This is a genomic window from Vibrio aerogenes (assembly GCF_024346755.1).
Classification (GTDB): Bacteria; Pseudomonadota; Gammaproteobacteria; order Enterobacterales; family Vibrionaceae; genus Vibrio; species Vibrio aerogenes.
In genome coordinates this window covers 1,383,789-1,400,175 of the sequence record NZ_AP024861.1, presented here as the reverse complement: position 1 = coordinate 1,400,175, position 16,387 = coordinate 1,383,789, and the positions used below count along the sequence as shown (strand labels likewise).

General features: G+C 44.6%; 12 protein-coding genes. 4 read left to right on the top strand and 8 right to left on the bottom strand.

What is annotated here, in order from left to right:
- The first annotated feature begins 131 nt into the window (after nt 1-131).
- Together gloA and OCV29_RS06320 are read left to right on the top strand one after the other, a co-directional pair.
- Complete coding sequence (gene gloA, locus OCV29_RS06325) at nt 132-548, top strand: lactoylglutathione lyase (RefSeq protein WP_073605642.1); 417 nt, start codon at nt 132-134, stop codon at nt 546-548.
- A gap of 99 nt (nt 549-647) precedes the next feature.
- Nucleotides 648-1,085, top strand: coding sequence for a DUF2753 family protein (locus OCV29_RS06320; RefSeq protein ID WP_073605643.1), 438 nt, complete (start codon nt 648-650; stop codon nt 1,083-1,085).
- On the opposite strand, the gene motY is transcribed toward OCV29_RS06320, so the two are convergent.
- Nucleotides 1,082-1,969 (bottom strand): flagellar protein MotY, encoded by an 888-nt coding sequence (motY, locus tag OCV29_RS06315; RefSeq protein WP_073605660.1) that lies wholly within the window; start codon nt 1,967-1,969, stop codon nt 1,082-1,084. The two genes, OCV29_RS06320 and motY, sit on opposite strands and share 4 nt — an antisense overlap.
- A 216-nt stretch (nt 1,970-2,185) precedes the next feature.
- Here motY and rnt point away from each other — a divergent pair, with 216 nt between their 5' ends.
- Both rnt and OCV29_RS06305 read left to right on the top strand, forming a co-directional pair.
- Nucleotides 2,186-2,830 (top strand): ribonuclease T, encoded by a 645-nt coding sequence (gene rnt, locus OCV29_RS06310; RefSeq protein ID WP_073605644.1) that lies wholly within the window; start codon nt 2,186-2,188, stop codon nt 2,828-2,830.
- Nucleotides 2,831-2,994: 164 nt separating this feature from the next.
- Entirely contained in the window at nt 2,995-4,326 is a 1,332-nt protein-coding gene (locus OCV29_RS06305) for a Na+/H+ antiporter family protein (RefSeq protein WP_073605645.1), read from the top strand.
- A 215-nt stretch (nt 4,327-4,541) separates the two neighbouring features.
- On the opposite strand, the gene purF is transcribed toward OCV29_RS06305, so the two are convergent.
- The 7 genes from purF to OCV29_RS06270 form a co-directional block, all read right to left on the bottom strand.
- The gene (purF, locus tag OCV29_RS06300; protein ID WP_073605646.1) at nt 4,542-6,056 is read right to left on the bottom strand and encodes an amidophosphoribosyltransferase; all 1,515 of its coding nucleotides are present in this window, start codon (nt 6,054-6,056) and stop codon (nt 4,542-4,544) included.
- Between the two features lie 38 nt (nt 6,057-6,094).
- The gene (locus OCV29_RS06295; RefSeq protein WP_073605647.1) at nt 6,095-6,586 is read right to left on the bottom strand and encodes a CvpA family protein; all 492 of its coding nucleotides are present in this window, start codon (nt 6,584-6,586) and stop codon (nt 6,095-6,097) included.
- Between the two features lie 62 nt (nt 6,587-6,648).
- Nucleotides 6,649-7,206 (bottom strand): SPOR domain-containing protein, encoded by a 558-nt coding sequence (locus OCV29_RS06290; protein WP_073605648.1) that lies wholly within the window; start codon nt 7,204-7,206, stop codon nt 6,649-6,651.
- A 2-nt stretch (nt 7,207-7,208) separates the two neighbouring features.
- Nucleotides 7,209-8,480: a bifunctional tetrahydrofolate synthase/dihydrofolate synthase gene (gene folC / locus OCV29_RS06285; RefSeq protein WP_073605649.1), complete on the bottom strand. Its 1,272-nt coding sequence runs from the start codon at nt 8,478-8,480 to the stop codon at nt 7,209-7,211.
- Between the two features lie 30 nt (nt 8,481-8,510).
- Complete coding sequence (gene accD, locus OCV29_RS06280) at nt 8,511-9,428, bottom strand: acetyl-CoA carboxylase, carboxyltransferase subunit beta (protein WP_073605650.1); 918 nt, start codon at nt 9,426-9,428, stop codon at nt 8,511-8,513.
- 143 nt (nt 9,429-9,571) lie between these two features.
- Nucleotides 9,572-10,363 carry a tRNA pseudouridine(38-40) synthase TruA gene (gene truA, locus OCV29_RS06275; RefSeq protein WP_073605661.1) on the bottom strand — a complete coding sequence of 264 codons (792 nt, stop codon included), beginning with the start codon at nt 10,361-10,363 and terminating at the stop codon, nt 9,572-9,574.
- 64 nt (nt 10,364-10,427) lie between these two features.
- Nucleotides 10,428-16,277 carry a FimV/HubP family polar landmark protein gene (locus OCV29_RS06270; RefSeq protein WP_261887377.1) on the bottom strand — a complete coding sequence of 1,950 codons (5,850 nt, stop codon included), beginning with the start codon at nt 16,275-16,277 and terminating at the stop codon, nt 10,428-10,430.
- Nucleotides 16,278-16,387 lie beyond the last annotated feature (110 nt).

Sequence of the window (16,387 nt, the reverse complement as noted above, 5' to 3'; positions counted from 1 at the left end):
ATATCGTTTGATTTATCACAGACCTTCATCTGATGAACAGAATTGATTTTCACATCAGGATGATCACATAATCTCCATTCAAAGAGGACCGCATAAATTTTCAAAAAATGTCCGATAATCAGGAGTGAAATATGTCAAACAACCGAATTCTTCATACCATGCTACGTGTGGGTGATTTAGACCGTTCTATTGAATTTTACACACAAGTCATGGGGATGGAGCTGCTACGTAAAAGCGAGAATGCAGAATATAAATATACACTGGCATTTCTTGGCTACGGTGATGAATCAGAAGGCGCCGTCATTGAGCTGACCTACAACTGGGGAGTCTCGGAGTATGATCAGGGCAACGCCTTCGGACATATTGCAATTGGTGTGAATGACATTTACGCAACCTGTGAGGCGATCAAAGCATCCGGAGGAAATGTCACCAGAGAACCCGGCCCTGTGAAAGGCGGAACGACCCATATTGCTTTTATCAAAGATCCGGATGGCTATATGGTTGAACTCATCCAGAATAAACAAGCTTCGGCAGGTCTTGAAGGATAAAATACCGGGTGACAAAAACGTCACCCGGCACTTATGCTTTACTTGATAATAATTATCATTTAATCTTCACTTAATTATATAAAGTGAAGGCTTGACAAAATGACCGTATCTGAATGGGAAAAACACACTCTGCTTGCTGATAGTGCCATGAGAAATTCAGACCACCAAAGAAGCATTCTCCACTACCAGAAAGCCCTGGCAATGAGTGAACAGTTGACTGACAGCAGAGAAATTACACTGGAAGATAAACTGATTATTTCGGTCATTTCGTGCCACAACCTTGCCGCTTTCTGGCGTCATGTCGGTAACAGCGATTATGAATTGAAATATCTTGAGCTTGCGTCAGAAAGGATCCTGACACTGGTTCCCCAGTGCCAGCGAAAAGAGTGCCATGCATTTATTGACTCGTTAGGATGCTGTAAAAAAGCATTCATCGAGTTTTTGAAGCGTCACCCTGACCCACGCATTGCACATCGGGTCAAAGATCTCGACAGCATGTCAAACTGTAATTTGATTGCAACATTCAAGCTGCATTAAATATGCGTCCTGCCGAGAGAGATAACAACACGACGGTTTTTTTCTTTACCGATCGGAGAGGCGTCGTCAGCAATCGGACGACGCTTGCCATATCCCTCGACCTGAATTCTGTTTTCAGAAAGCCCCAGCGACTGGAAATATTCCCGCAACACTTTTGCTCTGCGTTCTGACAAATTCTGACTCTCATTTTTAGTACGGGATCCATCGGTGTAAGTCGAAACCAACACTAAATCGATATCCTTGTTGTACCGGATATATTGCGCAATTTGAGCCAGTCTTTTCAGAGAGGCTTTATTTACCTGAACACTATCACGGTTATAATGAAGAATAGTGAACGAGATATCCTCAAAACTATATGGCAACAGATGACTCAGACACTGGCTGAATGCCGTATATTTATCCTGAAACAGGACAGAAGACAAACCAACTTCGATCAATTTATCTCTATCCTGCCACTCCCGGTAGCTGAACGTCGGATACCGGCCTTTTTCTAGTTCACTCAGAATTGACCACGCCGTTCTGCCACCAATATAACCATCAAACTGCTTAAAAAACTTCATCTGAGTGACAAGTTCTGCACTGTCTCCGGGGCGCCATGATGGCGGCATTGAGACCAGTTTTACATCACGGGTTTCTCCCATTGGACGTAACATTTTCAACTCAAAGTCAAGATTCACCTTTTTACTGGCACGCGAGATAAACTCAGCCTCACCATAATGAGGAATGGAATGAACCAGCCGGCATTCAAGCGGTGTGTCCTGAGTGATTTCCCACTTTGATTGTAGTGGCGTTGCTATATAGCGTTTCTGCATTGCATAAGCCTGACTACTACCAGAGACAACAGTCAATAACATTCCAAAAACGGTGAAAAACCTTTTATTCATCGGCATGATTACTCTTCAACATACAACTAAGACGGCATGATTTTGCCACACTCACGTTCGATTAAGGATAAAAAAGCAAAAATCTTGCCATATTTATCTTATTTTATTCGGGTACAGCCATTTATACATTGAGTCTATCCTTTTCTCATTTATTTGGTTTTGATCGGTCCGATAATCTGTAATAATGCCGGCCTTGTACTTTGAGTGAAGGCAAAAATGACCGAAACTAACCCTAAAAATCTGTTAAAAGATCGATTTCGCGGATATTTCCCTGTCGTCATTGATGTTGAAACGGCCGGTTTCAACGCCAAAACAGATGCATTACTGGAAATATGTGCAATCACGTTAAAAATGGATGAAACAGGCCAGCTCCATCCTGCAACGACCCTCCATTTTCACATTGAACCATTTGAAGGTGCAAATATTGAAAAAGAAGCACTTGAATTCAACGGTATCTATGATCCATTCAGTCCGCTGCGCGGCGCAGTGACTGAAATGGAAGCACTCAAAGAAATCTATAAACAGGTACGTAAAGAGCAGAAAGAAACTGAATGTCACAGAGCGATTATTGTTGCACATAACGCAACATTCGATCACAGCTTTGTGATGGCAGCCAGTGAGCGGTGCAAGCTGAAACGGGTACCATTCCATCCTTTTGCAACATTTGATACCGCAACATTAAGCGGACTTGCGTATGGTCAGACAGTTTTAGCCAAAGCCTGTCTGACAGCCGGAATGGCATTTGATAATAAAGAAGCTCACTCAGCACTATACGATACTCAGAAAACAGCTGAGTTATTCTGTGGCATTGTCAACAAATGGAAAGCACTTGGTGGCTGGCCTTTGCCTGACGGTGAGTAAACAGTAGCAAAGACAATGCTGACGCCTTAAAAATACCCTGATAGTCTGGTGATGTCATACCAAACAGCCATTGAATCAACTACTGGTGAAATAAAACTATCAGGTATAACAAAACATTGAAACACACCACTTTGGGTCTGTAACCCTTAAAACATGAGAATAGTATGAATCCTGTTGTTATATCAGTTTGCATTATGCTGGTACTGGCTTTAATGCGAGTTAATGTGGTTGTTGCACTCACATTTAGTGCAATTATGGGTGGTTTAGTTGCAGGAATGAGTTTGAATGAAACAGTTTCTGCATTTCAGAGTGGACTTGGTGGCGGTGCAACAATCGCAATGAGTTATGCCATGCTTGGCGCATTTGCAGTGGCAATATCGAAGTCAGGTATCACCGACTGGGTTGCCAACCGGGTTATCCTGAGAATTCACGGCAAAGAACATCATCAGGCCCAAACCGGGCTAAAGTATTCTATTCTGATTGCGCTGATACTGGTCACCATGTCTTCACAGAATATAATTCCGGTACACATTGCATTTATCCCTATTTTAATTCCGCCATTACTGGGGGTATTTGCAAAACTGAACATCGACCGCCGGATGGTCGCCTGTATCTTAACATTCGGCCTCATCACGCCTTATATGATTTTACCGGTTGGGTTTGGCGGTATTTTTCTCAATGATATTCTACTGAAAAATCTGCATGAGAACGGATTGGCCCATGTTACTGCCAGCCAGGTTCCGACAGCAATGCTGTTACCTGGCGCCGGTATGATATTTGGTTTACTCACCGCGATTTTTGTTACATACCGAAAACCAAGGCAGTACCAGAAAACCGATTTAACGACCATCCGGGATAATGTCGAAATTACTCCTGCGCGTAAAAAGCATATGATTACAGCCGTCGCGGGTATTGCAGCAGCCTTGAGTATTCAACTGGTGACTGACTCGATGATTATTGGTGCTCTGACCGGATTTATGGTGTTTACTTTTGGTGGCATTATTGCATGGAAAGAAACGCATGATGTCTTCACAAAAGGCGTTCATATGATGGCGATGATTGGCTTCATTATGATTTCAGCTGCCGGATTTGCGGCCGTGATGAAACAAACCGGAGGCGTTGAGACGCTGGTGTCTTCCATTGCTCATGCAATCGGTGATAACAGACCTTTAGCTGCATTATTAATGTTGGTGGTCGGCCTGCTGGTTACTATGGGAATAGGCTCTTCATTTTCAACCATTCCAATTATTGCAACCATTTATGTCCCGTTAGCCATCACTTTTGGTTTCTCTCCGATGGCAACCATTGCATTGGTAGGGACAGCTGCTGCTTTGGGGGATGCAGGATCACCGGCTTCAGATTCCACACTGGGACCAACATCCGGCCTCAATGCTGACGGTCAGCATGAGCATATCTGGGAAACGGTGGTACCGACGTTTATCCATTACAATATTCCACTCATCATTTTCGGCTGGATTGCAGCGATGATACTGTAATTTAGTTTTTGGTTTCACCCCAAAGTAATCAAATTATACCAATGACACTTATTTTCTGATCAGAATCAGTCTGGTTCCGAAAACCGCTCAAGGCATCCATGTACGCTTAAACAAGGGCATCCTTTGGTTATCACAATAAAAAGGCTTCCACCAGGAAGCCTTTTTATTGATTCATACATATTTTATGTTTCGTACAACATACGTACCTGAAATAATTAACCTTCTTCGTTATATAATTCCAGATTCGCCAGCTCCTGTTGTATCTCTTTTTGCAATTTTGCATCATCGTTGCGCACAGATTCAAGGTATTCCAGATACGCTTGATCAATATCACCGGCAACATACTCACCGTTAAATACTGAGGTTTCAAAACGCTGGATATCAGGATTTCCGCTTCTGACCGCATCGACCAGGTCTTCAATCGTCTGAAAAATCAGCTGATCTGCACCAATTTGCCGACAAATAGCATCATTGTCCCGGCCATGCGCAATCAACTCATTTGCACTCGGCATATCAATCCCGTAAACATTCGGGAAGCGAATCTCCGGTGCGGCAGAAACCATATAAACTTTATTTGCACCAGAATCCCGGGCCATTTCGATAATTTGCTCAGACGTTGTGCCACGAACAATAGAGTCATCAACCAACAGAACATTCTTATCTTTAAATTCAGAGCGAATTGCATTCAGTTTACGGCGTACCGATTTACGACGTTGTTGCTGACCGGGCATGATAAAAGTACGTCCGACATAGCGGTTTTTCACAAAACCCTGTCGATAGGGTTTATCAATCGCCTGCGCTATCTGAAGCGCAATATCACACGATGTCTCCGGAATAGGAATCACCACATCAATGTCCAGCTCTGCATAATCATGCCGGATACGCTCACCCAGTTTTTTCCCCATTTCCACCCGGGCACTATAAACCGAGATTTTATCGATAAATGAGTCCGGACGGGCAAAATAGACAAATTCAAAAATACATGGATTCAGCACAGGGTTATCCGCACACTGATGTGTATGGAGTTCACCTTCAAAGGTCACATAGATTGCTTCACCCGGCGCAACATCCCGAATAAAATCAAATCCAACCGCATCAAGTGCAACAGACTCAGAGGCCACCATATACTCTGTTTTTCCGTTGACATCCCGCTTACCAAGACAAAGAGGGCGAATGCCATGGGGATCCCTGAATGCAATTAAGCCATGCCCGATAATCATCGCAACCACAGCATAGGCACCTTTCACACATCGGTGTACATTGGTGATCGCCCGGAAAACATCATCAGCATTCACATTTCCCCTGACCGTATCAATCTCATGTGCAAGGACATTTAAAAGAACTTCAGAGTCGGAAGTCGTATTAATATGACGTCGATCTTTGTCAGATAATTTGTCCCTGATTTCCTGAGCATTTGTCAGGTTGCCATTATGTGCCAGCGTAATACCAAATGGAGAGTTGACATAAAAAGGCTGCGCCTCTGATGCACTGGAGCTACCGGCAGTCGGATAGCGGACATGCCCTATTCCTACAGACCCCTGAAGACGCTGCATATGCTTTGCAGCAAACACGTCCTTAACCAGTCCATTCGCCTTCCTCAGACGAAAACGATTGCTATCTATGGTACAAATACCAGCTGCATCCTGGCCACGATGTTGTAATACGGTCAACGCATCATAAATAGACTGATTTACCAGCGTTGTACCAACGATTCCAACAATACCACACATGTCTTAATCCTCGATTTACGACATTTTCCGGCTCAAGCCTAAACTGTGCCGGAAAGAAAACTTGATGATGTCTGCAAGTGCTCAAAAAACTGCACAATAATCCAGCTAAACTGCGGAACCAACTGTGAGTTTTTCCACCACTCAGCGCTAGGGAATGCGGTAAACGCATCCATAAAAAACAATACTGCGGCAACAATCAACACTCCACGGAAACCACCAAATACCACTCCGAGGACCCGATCAGTACCAGAAAGGCCTGTTTTTTGTACAAGTTGTGCAACAACATAATTGACAACTGCACCGACAATTAACGTTGCAATAAACAACGCAGCAATCGCGGCGCCACTGCGAAACATCTCATCCTGAATACTGGTTAAATAAATAGCTAATTTCTGATAATAATGACTTGCTACGAAAAAAGCACCTAACCAGGTCACCAGTGATAAGGCTTCCTTAGTAAACCCCCGGATTAAACTGATAAAAGCCGACAGGCCAATCACACTTAAAATGACAATATCTAACCAATTCATATGTTCACTCATTCTAAGATGGCGCGCATTTTAACAGAAAAAATAGCGACGCAAACGTTTTCTTACGGATTTAGCGGCTTAAATTTAAGCAATTGACCTTTAGATCCCGTTATTTTTTGTAACTCGATGATCTGTTGCTCCAGTTTTTCTTTTGAGACATCAGGACCAATGATCACCCGGGTATATCCATGCTCTGATTTTGTATGAGCGATAAAGCCACGCTTTTGCAAATCAGCCACAAGCTTCTTCGCATTCTCGCTGTTCTTTAAAGCCATCAACTGAATAATCCACCCACTATCCTTATATTCATTAACTTCAGGCACTTCTTTAGGTGTAGTCGCTACAGTATCAGTCATCTCAGCCGCTGGATTTGGTCTCTGCGATTCTGCCACCGTTTCTTTCGGCTCTACCGGTGACTCAGGAAGCTCAGTCTGACTCTCTTCCGGGGACAATATTTCATATTGTCCGGAATCTTCTCCCACTTCAGGCTTAAGCGGGATACTTGCGATATCTTCTTTATAGCGTGTCTTATGGCCATCCAGAATATCCGGAAGAATGATGACACCTAAAGCAACCAGAACAATTGTTCCGACCAGACGACTTTGAAACCGGCTTGCCATTCCTAAGACTCCTCCCGTTTTTGCCAACAATCCAAGACTTCTCCAATCGTAAAAAACGATCCAACCACAAGTATGACATCATCCCCGAAAACATGTGTCATTGCAGCTTCAAAAGCTTCTGCAGGCGATGAGTAAGTCTCGCTGGCTGACAATTCAGGTAAGTGCCGTTTGATTTCTGCTGCTGACGCAGCTCTCGGCCCCTGAAGTGACGCCGGATACCAGTGACCAGCAATTGGCATTAATGCCGATACAGTCCCGGCAATATCTTTATCATGCAACATACCAATGACGATATGAATATGCCGTTCCGGATACTTTCGGGATATCTGACCGGCGAGGTAAGATGCAGAATGCGGGTTGTGTGCAACATCCAGAATAATTAACGGAGAATCATTTATTTCCTGCATTCTTCCGGGTAACGCAGCTTTTTTCAGCCCCTGAACAACCTGTACATCAGTAATTTCGAGCCCTGAGCACTGAAGAGTCATCAACGCCGTGGCCGCATTCGGCAACGGTAAACCAGGTAACGGTAGCTGATCTAACTCAAAAGCACCATTTTTCCAGGACCATACACCATCACTGACCGAATGATCATACTGGATACCGGCCTGATACAGTGTTGCACCGATTTCATCGGCGTAACCGGCAACACTTGATGGTGGTTGATATTGACCACAAATTGCCGGTCTTCCGGCGCGGAAAATACCAGCTTTCTCATAACCTATTTGTTCAATATCATCACCAAGCCAGTCGGTATGATCTATGGCAAGACTGGTAATCACAGAAATATCATGGTCAACAACGTTAGTTGCATCCAGACGCCCCCCCAGACCAACTTCCAGGACCACAACATCCAGTCTGGCTTGTTTCAACAGAGCTAAGGCAGCTAGTGTACCGAATTCAAAATAGCTAAGGCTCACGTCCTGACGATGCTTTTCTATAAAATCAAAAGCACGGCAATGGTCTTCTTCAGTTAACTCTTTACCATTCACCCGCACTCGTTCTGTATAACGAATCAGGTGTGGCGAACTGTAAACACCAACCGTATACCCTGCTTCAAGCAGGATAGACTCAATCAATGCACAAGTAGAACCCTTACCATTTGTTCCGGCAACAGTAATCACTAAAGGAGCAGGCTTGCATAAATCTGCACGCCCGGCAACGATCTGGACGCGTTCAAGACCAAGATCAATTGCAGAGGAATGAATATTGGATAAATAATCAAGCCACACCGGTAGCGAAGATGTGGCTTGTGGGACAATGTTTTGATTCATGAGGCTAAAATAACTCTGTTAACAGAGTTCTTACTCTTCATTTTCGGCTTCGGGAACTGAATAAGCTGGCTCTGGAAGTACTGACTCACTGATCTGAACTGAGGTGTTAGTCAGCTTGGCAATCAGCCCCGCAATCCGTTCACGCATCTCACGACGGTCAACGATCATATCAATAGCGCCATGTTCAAGCAAAAATTCACTACGCTGGAACCCGTCTGGTAAATCTTCACGAACAGTTTGCTCTATCACCCGGCGGCCAGCGAAACCAATTAATGCTTTAGGTTCACCAATATTAATGTCTCCGAGCATCGCCAGACTTGCAGATACACCGCCCATTGTTGGATCTGTCATCACGGAAATAAACGGTAATCCTTTCTGAGAAAGTCGCTCTAATGCAGCGCTTGTTTTTGCCATTTGCATCAGAGACATCAGGGCTTCTTGCATACGAGCGCCGCCACTGGCAGAAAAACAAACCAGACCACATTGGTTTTCAATTGCTGCTTCAACGGCTTTAACAAAGCGGGCACCAACAACTGAGCCCATGGAACCGCCCATAAAAGAAAACTCAAACGCACAGGCAACTAAAGGCATTCCCAATAATTCACCCTTCATGACAATCAGCGCATCTTTTTCCCCACTATTCTTCTGTGCGGCCGCAATGCGCTCTTTATAACGCTTGGAATCTTTAAACTTCAGCTTGTCCTGAGGTTCTAAATCATCTCCGATTTCCACCCGGTTATCAGCATCCAAAAACGTTTCAATCCGTCGCCGCGCTTTCATCCGCATGTGGTGATTACATTTTGGACAAACTTCTAAATTCCGCTCTAATTCAGCGTAATAGAGAACCTGTTCACATGATGTACATTTCGTCCATACACCTTCAGGAATAGACGCTTTACGTGAGCTTACTATGTTACTTTTTTCTAAAATCTTTTCGAGCCAACTCATGGAAGACCTTTTTCCTCTTTCTCTTGCAACGCAGCAAAAGAAAATCATTCGAAAACAAAACGCAAAGAATTAAACCACATAAACCTTCGCATGTAGATAAAAAACTGGTTGTACCTATCTGAACATGACAGAAACAGGAGCCATCATAATTCATCAGACAAAAACAAAGGTCCAACAGGATGAGGAGGTAAATGATACTCATCCGGATAATCGACCTCAACCAGGTACAAACCATCAGGCTTTGCTGTCGCAGAGGCAAGTTTCCGGTCTTTAGCCTGCAACAACCACTCGATCCACTCAGGTTCCTGATCACCTTTTCCGACCGTGATCAGGCTACCAGCGATATTTCTTACCATATGATGAACAAAAGCATTCGCTTTAATATCAATCACAATATAGCGTTGAAAGCGGCTCACATTTAAATGCATCACATTTCGCCATGGACTCTTGGATTGACAATGTGCAGCCCGAAAAGAAGTGAAATCATTTTCACCCAATAAATATTGCCCGGCCAGATGCATCCTTTCAGCACAAATATCACCATGATAATGGCTGACACCTGAAGCATATATACCCGGCCGTAAATTATGATTATATATAATGTAACGATAGCGCCTTGCTGTTGCAGAAAAACGGGCATGAAAATCATCTGAAACTTCTTTCGCCCATAATACAGCAATATCCCGGGGTAAGTTCGCATTTACACCCATTGTCCATGCAGCCTGATGACGCCTCGAATCTGTATCAAAATGAACAACCTGCCCGGTTCCGTGAACACCGGCATCAGTGCGGCCTGCACACTGAACTTCAACCGGATGGTTAGCTACCTGAGAGAGTGCAGCCTCCAGTTTTTGCTGAATACTCTGCACTTCTTTTTGTCGCTGCCAACCAAAATAATGAGCTCCGTCATACTCCACACCTAAAGCGATTCTCATCATCTTAATCTCTATAGTAAACAGGCCCGGAAGTATAATACGATATTTCAGTAATTTCTAATGCTTAACGCTTACCGTTCAACCCATCAATTAATTGCTTAGCGGCGCGGCGAATATCATCATTTCCATCAACAATCGCCTGTTCGAGCAGTTTAATTGCTCCTTTGTTATCATTCATTTCGATGTAAATTTTTGCTAAATCTAATTTACCGGCAGCTTCAGAGTTATTATCCACATCAATATTTTCCACTTCACCAATCACATCAGGAAATTCATTCAATCCAACATCCAGTTTGAAATCAGCGTCGTCAAATTCTCCGCCTTCTGCATCGACCTGAGCCATCAGTTCATCAATGGATAAATGCCTTTCTGAACCATCTTCTGCTAAGTCATCCTGAACAGCCCAGTTTTCCAGGTCTGCCTGAGGTTCATGAACCTGAAGATCATCTCTCCAGATATCTTTCTGGTCTTCAGGAACATCTTCGGATATAGAAGCCTGCTGTTCCGGAGAGAGCTTAAATCCTTTCCAGTCTTCTCCTCCCATGTCCAGCATGGACTCAATATCCATACCGGCACTAAACATCGTATCCTCGTCCATGTTTGGATCAAATGTAAACGAGCCAGAAGTTCCCGTGTCATCTTCCGTCAAGAGCTGATGAAGCGTCTCCTCATCAAAATCTGCAGCCGGAATATCCTGTTCAGCAGTTTCAACATCTACAGCGGCCTGAGATTGATACGCTGTATCCGAAGTTCCGGGCTGCACCGAAGAAACAAAATCTGCCCCATCACTTTCAGGCAATTGACTTTCTTTCTCCGGAAGATCTGGCCCGCCTTCATCTTCAGACAAAAGAGACAGCGCATCTTTTTCGTCAAATTCAGGTAAATCAACATCATCAATAAATGAGTTTTCTTCAAAAGCAACAGGCTCAGATTCATCCTGTGAAGAGAAGGCTTCCAATGCTTCTTCTTCACCAAAATCAGGCAATTCATCATCAGATAAAATAACGTTCTCTTGATCTTCTTCATCAAACAGAGTCGCTTCATCTTCGATTTCCGGGATATCAGCCAGCGCTTCGTCCGGCTCTTCCGGCTCTGACTCAATCTCATCAGCCAGTGCTTCTGTCATCTCTGCCGGAACATCTTCCTCTGCTTCCTCTGCAGGCTGCACGTCAAAGTCAACTTCATCCAGCTCATCAAACAGAGCCGCTTCATCTTCGATTTCCGGGATCTCAGCCAGCGCTTCATCCGGCACTTCCGGCTCTGACTCAATCTCATCAGCCGGTGCTTCCGTCATCTCTGCCGGAACATCTTCCTCTGCAGACGGTGCGTCAAAGTCAACTTCATCCAGCTCATCAAACAGAGCCGCTTCATCTTCGATTTCCGGGATATCAGCCAGCGCTTCGTCCGGCTCTTCCGGCTCTGACTCAATCTCATCAGCCTGTGTTTCCGTCATCTCTGCCGGAACATCTTCCTCTGCAGGCTGCACGTCAAAGTCAACTTCATCCAGCTCATCAAACAGAGCCGCTTCATCTTCGATTTCCGGGATCTCAGCCAGCGCTTCATCCGGCACTTCCGGCTCTGACTCAATCTCATCAGCCGGTGCTTCCGTCATCTCTGCCGGAACATCTTCCTCTGCAGGCTGCGCGTCAAAGTCAACTTCATCCAGCTCATCAAACAGAGCCTCGTCATCTTCGATTTCCGGGATATCAGCCAGCGCTTCATCCGGCACTTCCGGCTCTGACTCAATCTCATCAGCCGGTGCTTCCATCAACTCTGCCGGAACATCTTCTTCTGCTTCCTCTGCAGGCTGCACGTCAAAGTCAACTTCATCCAGCTCATCAAACAGAGTCGCTTCATCTTCGATTTCCGGGATATCGGCCAGCGCTTCATCCGGCACTTCCGTTTCTGACTCAATCTCATCAGCCGGTGCTTCCGTCATCTCTGCCGGAACATCTTCCTCTGCTTCCTCTGCAGGCTGCACGTCAAAGTCAACTTCATCCAGCTCATCAAACAGAGTCGCTTCATCTTCGATTTCCGGGATATCAGCCAGCGCTTCGTCCGGCACTTCCGGCTCTGACTCAATCTCATCAGCCGGTGCTTCCGTCATCTCTGCCGGAGCATCTTCCTCTGCTTCCTCTGCAGGCTGCACGTCAAAGTCAACTTCATCCAGCTCATCAAACAGATCGGCATCGCTTTCTTCTTGTCCAATCTCTTCTTCAGCTGCGGTTTCTGTCAATTCTGCTTCAGCCTGCTCTGATTCCGGTTCAATGGCAGGTTCGTCTTCCAGCTCGGTCGTCAGATCGTCTAAGTCCGAAACATCCAGATCATCCAACTCATCAAACAGATCGGCATCGCTTTCTTGTGCAATCTCTTCTTCAGCTGCGGTTTCTGTCAACTCAGCTTCAGCCTGCTCTGATTCCGGTTCAATGACAGATTCATCTTCCAGCTCGGTTGTCAGATCGTCTAAATCAGAAACATCCAGATCATCCAACAGATCGACATCGCTTTCTTGTCCAATCTCTTCTTCAGCTGCGGTTTCTGTCAACTCAGCTTCAGCCTGCTCTGATTCCGGTTCAATGACAGATTCATCTTCCAGCTCGGTCGTCAGATCGTCTAAGTCCGAAACATCCAGATCATCCAACTCATCAAACAGATCGGCATCGCTTTCTTGTGCAATCTCTTCTTCAGCTGCGGTTTCTGTCAACTCAGCTTCAGCCTGCTCTGATGCCGGCTCAATGGCAGGTTCGTCTTCCAGCTCAGTCGTCAGATCGTCTAAGTCCGAAACATCCAGATCATCCAACTCATCAAACAGATCGGCATCGCTTTCTTGTGCAATCTCTTCTCCAGCTGCGGTTTCTGTCAACTCAGCTTCAGCCTGCTCTGATTCCGGTTCAATGACAGATTCATCTTCCGGCTCAGTCGTCAAATCGTCTAAGTCCGAAACATCCAGATCATCCAACTCATCAAACAGATCGGCATCGCTTTCTTGCGCAATCTCTTCTTCAGCTTCGGTTTCCGTTAACTCAGCTTCAGCCTGCTCTGATTCCGGTTCAATGACAGATTCATCTTCCAGCTCAGTCGTCAGATCGTCTAAGTCCGAAACATCCAGATCATCCAACTCATCAAACAGATCGGCATCGCTTTCTTGCGCAATCTCTTCTTCAGCTTCGGTTTCCGTTAACTCAGCTTCAGCCTGCGCTGATTCCGGTTCAGTGACAGATTCATCTTCCAGCTCAGTCGTCAAATCGTCTAAGTCCGAAACATCCAGATCATCCAATTCATCCAACAGATCGGCATCGCTTTCCGTTATCTTTGACTCAAATTCATCATCAGATAGTTCATCAGACCACTCATCTGCAGCAGACTCTGTCGGTAAATCTAAATTTTCTGTTTCACCAGCTAATGTGTCTGTTGATTTATCAGAGTCGGATAAATCAAGATCATCATTAGCTGTATGTGACTTTGCCTGAGTGGGTTCCTGCTCAATGTCTGATTCCGGATGAACTGTTTCATCAAGAAAATCAGATAAATCTTCTACTTCAGCCAACGCTTCGGCTTCATCAAAATCTGGTAATTCAAATCCACTATCATCACCAGATTCTTCCTCATCCTCATCAACTAACCAGTCAGAGTCTTGTGGTATGCCAAATTCGTTTTCAACAACGCTTTCGCGCTGTTTCAGATTATCCCCGGATTCAGCTTTTTCATCCTCCGGTCCGGTCTCATCCAACAGAGGATCAGCGTCTGGTGCGGAACTAATCAAATCATCAATAAAATCTTCGCGATTGAAATCTTCATCATCGAGGTTTGAGTTTTCCGTATCACGCTCAATCTCTAACAACTCATCAAACAGCTCTGTACCGTCATCAATCGGAGATTCTTCTAATAAATCATCAACATCATCTTGGGTATCAAAATCGACAATATCGTCAGTCGCCGAAGAATCATCAGCATCAATAAATTCATCAAGTAAATCAGCGCTGTCTTCTTCGAAATCGCTGCCAGCAGGCAACTCACTTTCTTCTAATAATTCATCTAAGGTATCAGCTCCGGAGAAATCTATGTCCTCATCAGGAGTGTCGTCGCCTGTCAGTTCATCAAGCTCTTGATCCCAATCCATCGGTTCTGATTTCTGAGCGACCTCTGAGTTTTCATCAATCAACTCATCAAGCAATTCTGTACTTTCATCAGAGAGATCTGTGACGACGTCCTCTTCCTCAAGAAGTTCATCCAAAAGCTCTGTACTTTCTTCTTCAGAGTCAAGAAAATCAATCGCTGACTGATCGTCAGAATCTTCATTTAGTAAAAGATCTAAGTCGTTATCAAGATCATCATGTTCAGAGGAGGGCTCTTCATCAAGGAAGTCATCCATTTCAGTATCGGATAACAAATCATCCAGCATGCCCTGATCAACTGAATCTGCACCCAACTCTTCAGATGGGCCGTCTTCATCCAGTAACGTCTCAATTTCATCCTGAGAAATTGCGTCACCAGAATCTGACAGATCAAAATCATCATCTAAATCTGAAGATAATGAAGCGTCATCCAACGCTTTTTCCATCTCTTCAAGACCAACTGCCTTATCTTCGCCGTTGACACTAATATCACTGGAACCGGACGATAAATCATCCAAATCAGTATCAACCAGATCACCATCATCATCGATACCCGCAAACAGGTCTTCTTCAGAATCATCGTCTAAGTCAAGATCAACATCTTCCAGCTCGGCGAAAACGTCATTTTCATCTATCTCGGATTCATCATCTTCATCTTTATCTGCGCCTCCACTGAACAGATCATCATCCAACATCAGTTCATCAAGCTCTTCTCCACTATCTTCCATATTGGCTTCACCAATACTGACAGCTTCATCATCTACTTCAGCAGTAGCCGGAGAAAGGTTTGTGGATTCATCTTCTGCTGCAGATGAACGCCGGCCAAGGAACATCGCCAGTGCAAAAGCAATTAATCCTCCCGGAATCAGGGTCAATGCCGCAACCAGCCAACCATTCGCAAGCAGTAAATCCAATGGTGTCGGATCTAAACGCAGCTTCTCATCCCTTTTTTTCCGTTCTGCAGCAAGAAGTTTTTCTACTTCTGAACGAATCTTATCTTTGTCTCCCAATTCACTTTTCAGATCAGTCACTTCAGTCTGAACTTTAGATAACATCATTGTTAAGTGATGATTTTTCTCTTCCAAAGCCTGGAGTTCAGAGCCAGATGATGCCGTCTCTGTTTGAGCAAGGGAAAGAACAGGCAATTTTTCTTCAGGTGATTGATCAGCTTTGGGCGCTTCTGTAATTTTACTCACAGCCTCAGGAACAGATACTACCTGCTTGTCGATCTTCGGATCAGACGTTGGTTTTTGTGCTTCTGGTTGCCGCTGAATATTAATTCGGGATGAGCGTGGGGATGATTCTGCTGAATCAGCAGGAGCCGACACGGTTCTGACAGGACTTTGAGGTTGTCCAACAACGCCATTAAGTCGACGCTGATGCTCCGCCATTACTCTCATCGCTTCATCTTTCTTTAAACGACTGACTTGTGCAAGCGAGGGTACCCTAAGCATACTTCCCGGGATTAACTTATGAATATTCTGCAATTCAAATGATTGCGGATTCAGCTGATAAATTGCAAGTAATGTCTGCTGGACAGTGACTTGATTCGAAGGTCTGAGCTTCGAAGCTATCGACCAAAGCGTTTCCTTTCCTGAAGTTGGGCCATAAAGAGATGAAGGCTCGCCAGTCGATGACTCAGGAAGTGAATCAGCTTTGACGATACCACTAAGTTGTGGTGAAGAACGAACTTCGCCTGTAGGTCCAACCAGACGAATACTCTCTGCACTAACGAAAGAAATGTGAGTCACAACTGTTATTAATACAGATAACAACAGAGGGTTAAAAAATTGACGCATATAAAGCTCAGCTACGTGCTCAGGTAATAATGAATTTAATAATCTGTTAACTATATCGGATTACACCAGCAAAACTATAGGAGATAGACAAAAAAAACGTTTAGCCCACA

What these genes read in the sequence shown, in the direction of transcription:
- OCV29_RS06290 (WP_073605648.1), bottom strand. Translation starts at nt 7,206, where the DNA reads ATGGCAAGCCGGTTTCAAAGTCGTCTGGTCGGAACAATTGTTCTGGTT.
- rnt (WP_073605644.1), top strand. Translation starts at nt 2,186, where the DNA reads ATGACCGAAACTAACCCTAAAAATCTGTTAAAAGATCGATTTCGCGGA.
- purF (WP_073605646.1), bottom strand. Translation starts at nt 6,056, where the DNA reads ATGTGTGGTATTGTTGGAATCGTTGGTACAACGCTGGTAAATCAGTCT.
- accD (WP_073605650.1), bottom strand. Translation starts at nt 9,428, where the DNA reads ATGAGTTGGCTCGAAAAGATTTTAGAAAAAAGTAACATAGTAAGCTCA.
- OCV29_RS06295 (WP_073605647.1), bottom strand. Translation starts at nt 6,586, where the DNA reads ATGAATTGGTTAGATATTGTCATTTTAAGTGTGATTGGCCTGTCGGCT.
- OCV29_RS06320 (WP_073605643.1), top strand. Translation starts at nt 648, where the DNA reads ATGACCGTATCTGAATGGGAAAAACACACTCTGCTTGCTGATAGTGCC.
- truA (WP_073605661.1), bottom strand. Translation starts at nt 10,363, where the DNA reads ATGAGAATCGCTTTAGGTGTGGAGTATGACGGAGCTCATTATTTTGGT.
- OCV29_RS06270 (WP_261887377.1), bottom strand. Translation starts at nt 16,277, where the DNA reads ATGCGTCAATTTTTTAACCCTCTGTTGTTATCTGTATTAATAACAGTT.
- motY (WP_073605660.1), bottom strand. Translation starts at nt 1,969, where the DNA reads ATGAATAAAAGGTTTTTCACCGTTTTTGGAATGTTATTGACTGTTGTC.
- OCV29_RS06305 (WP_073605645.1), top strand. Translation starts at nt 2,995, where the DNA reads ATGAATCCTGTTGTTATATCAGTTTGCATTATGCTGGTACTGGCTTTA.
- gloA (WP_073605642.1), top strand. Translation starts at nt 132, where the DNA reads ATGTCAAACAACCGAATTCTTCATACCATGCTACGTGTGGGTGATTTA.
- folC (WP_073605649.1), bottom strand. Translation starts at nt 8,480, where the DNA reads ATGAATCAAAACATTGTCCCACAAGCCACATCTTCGCTACCGGTGTGG.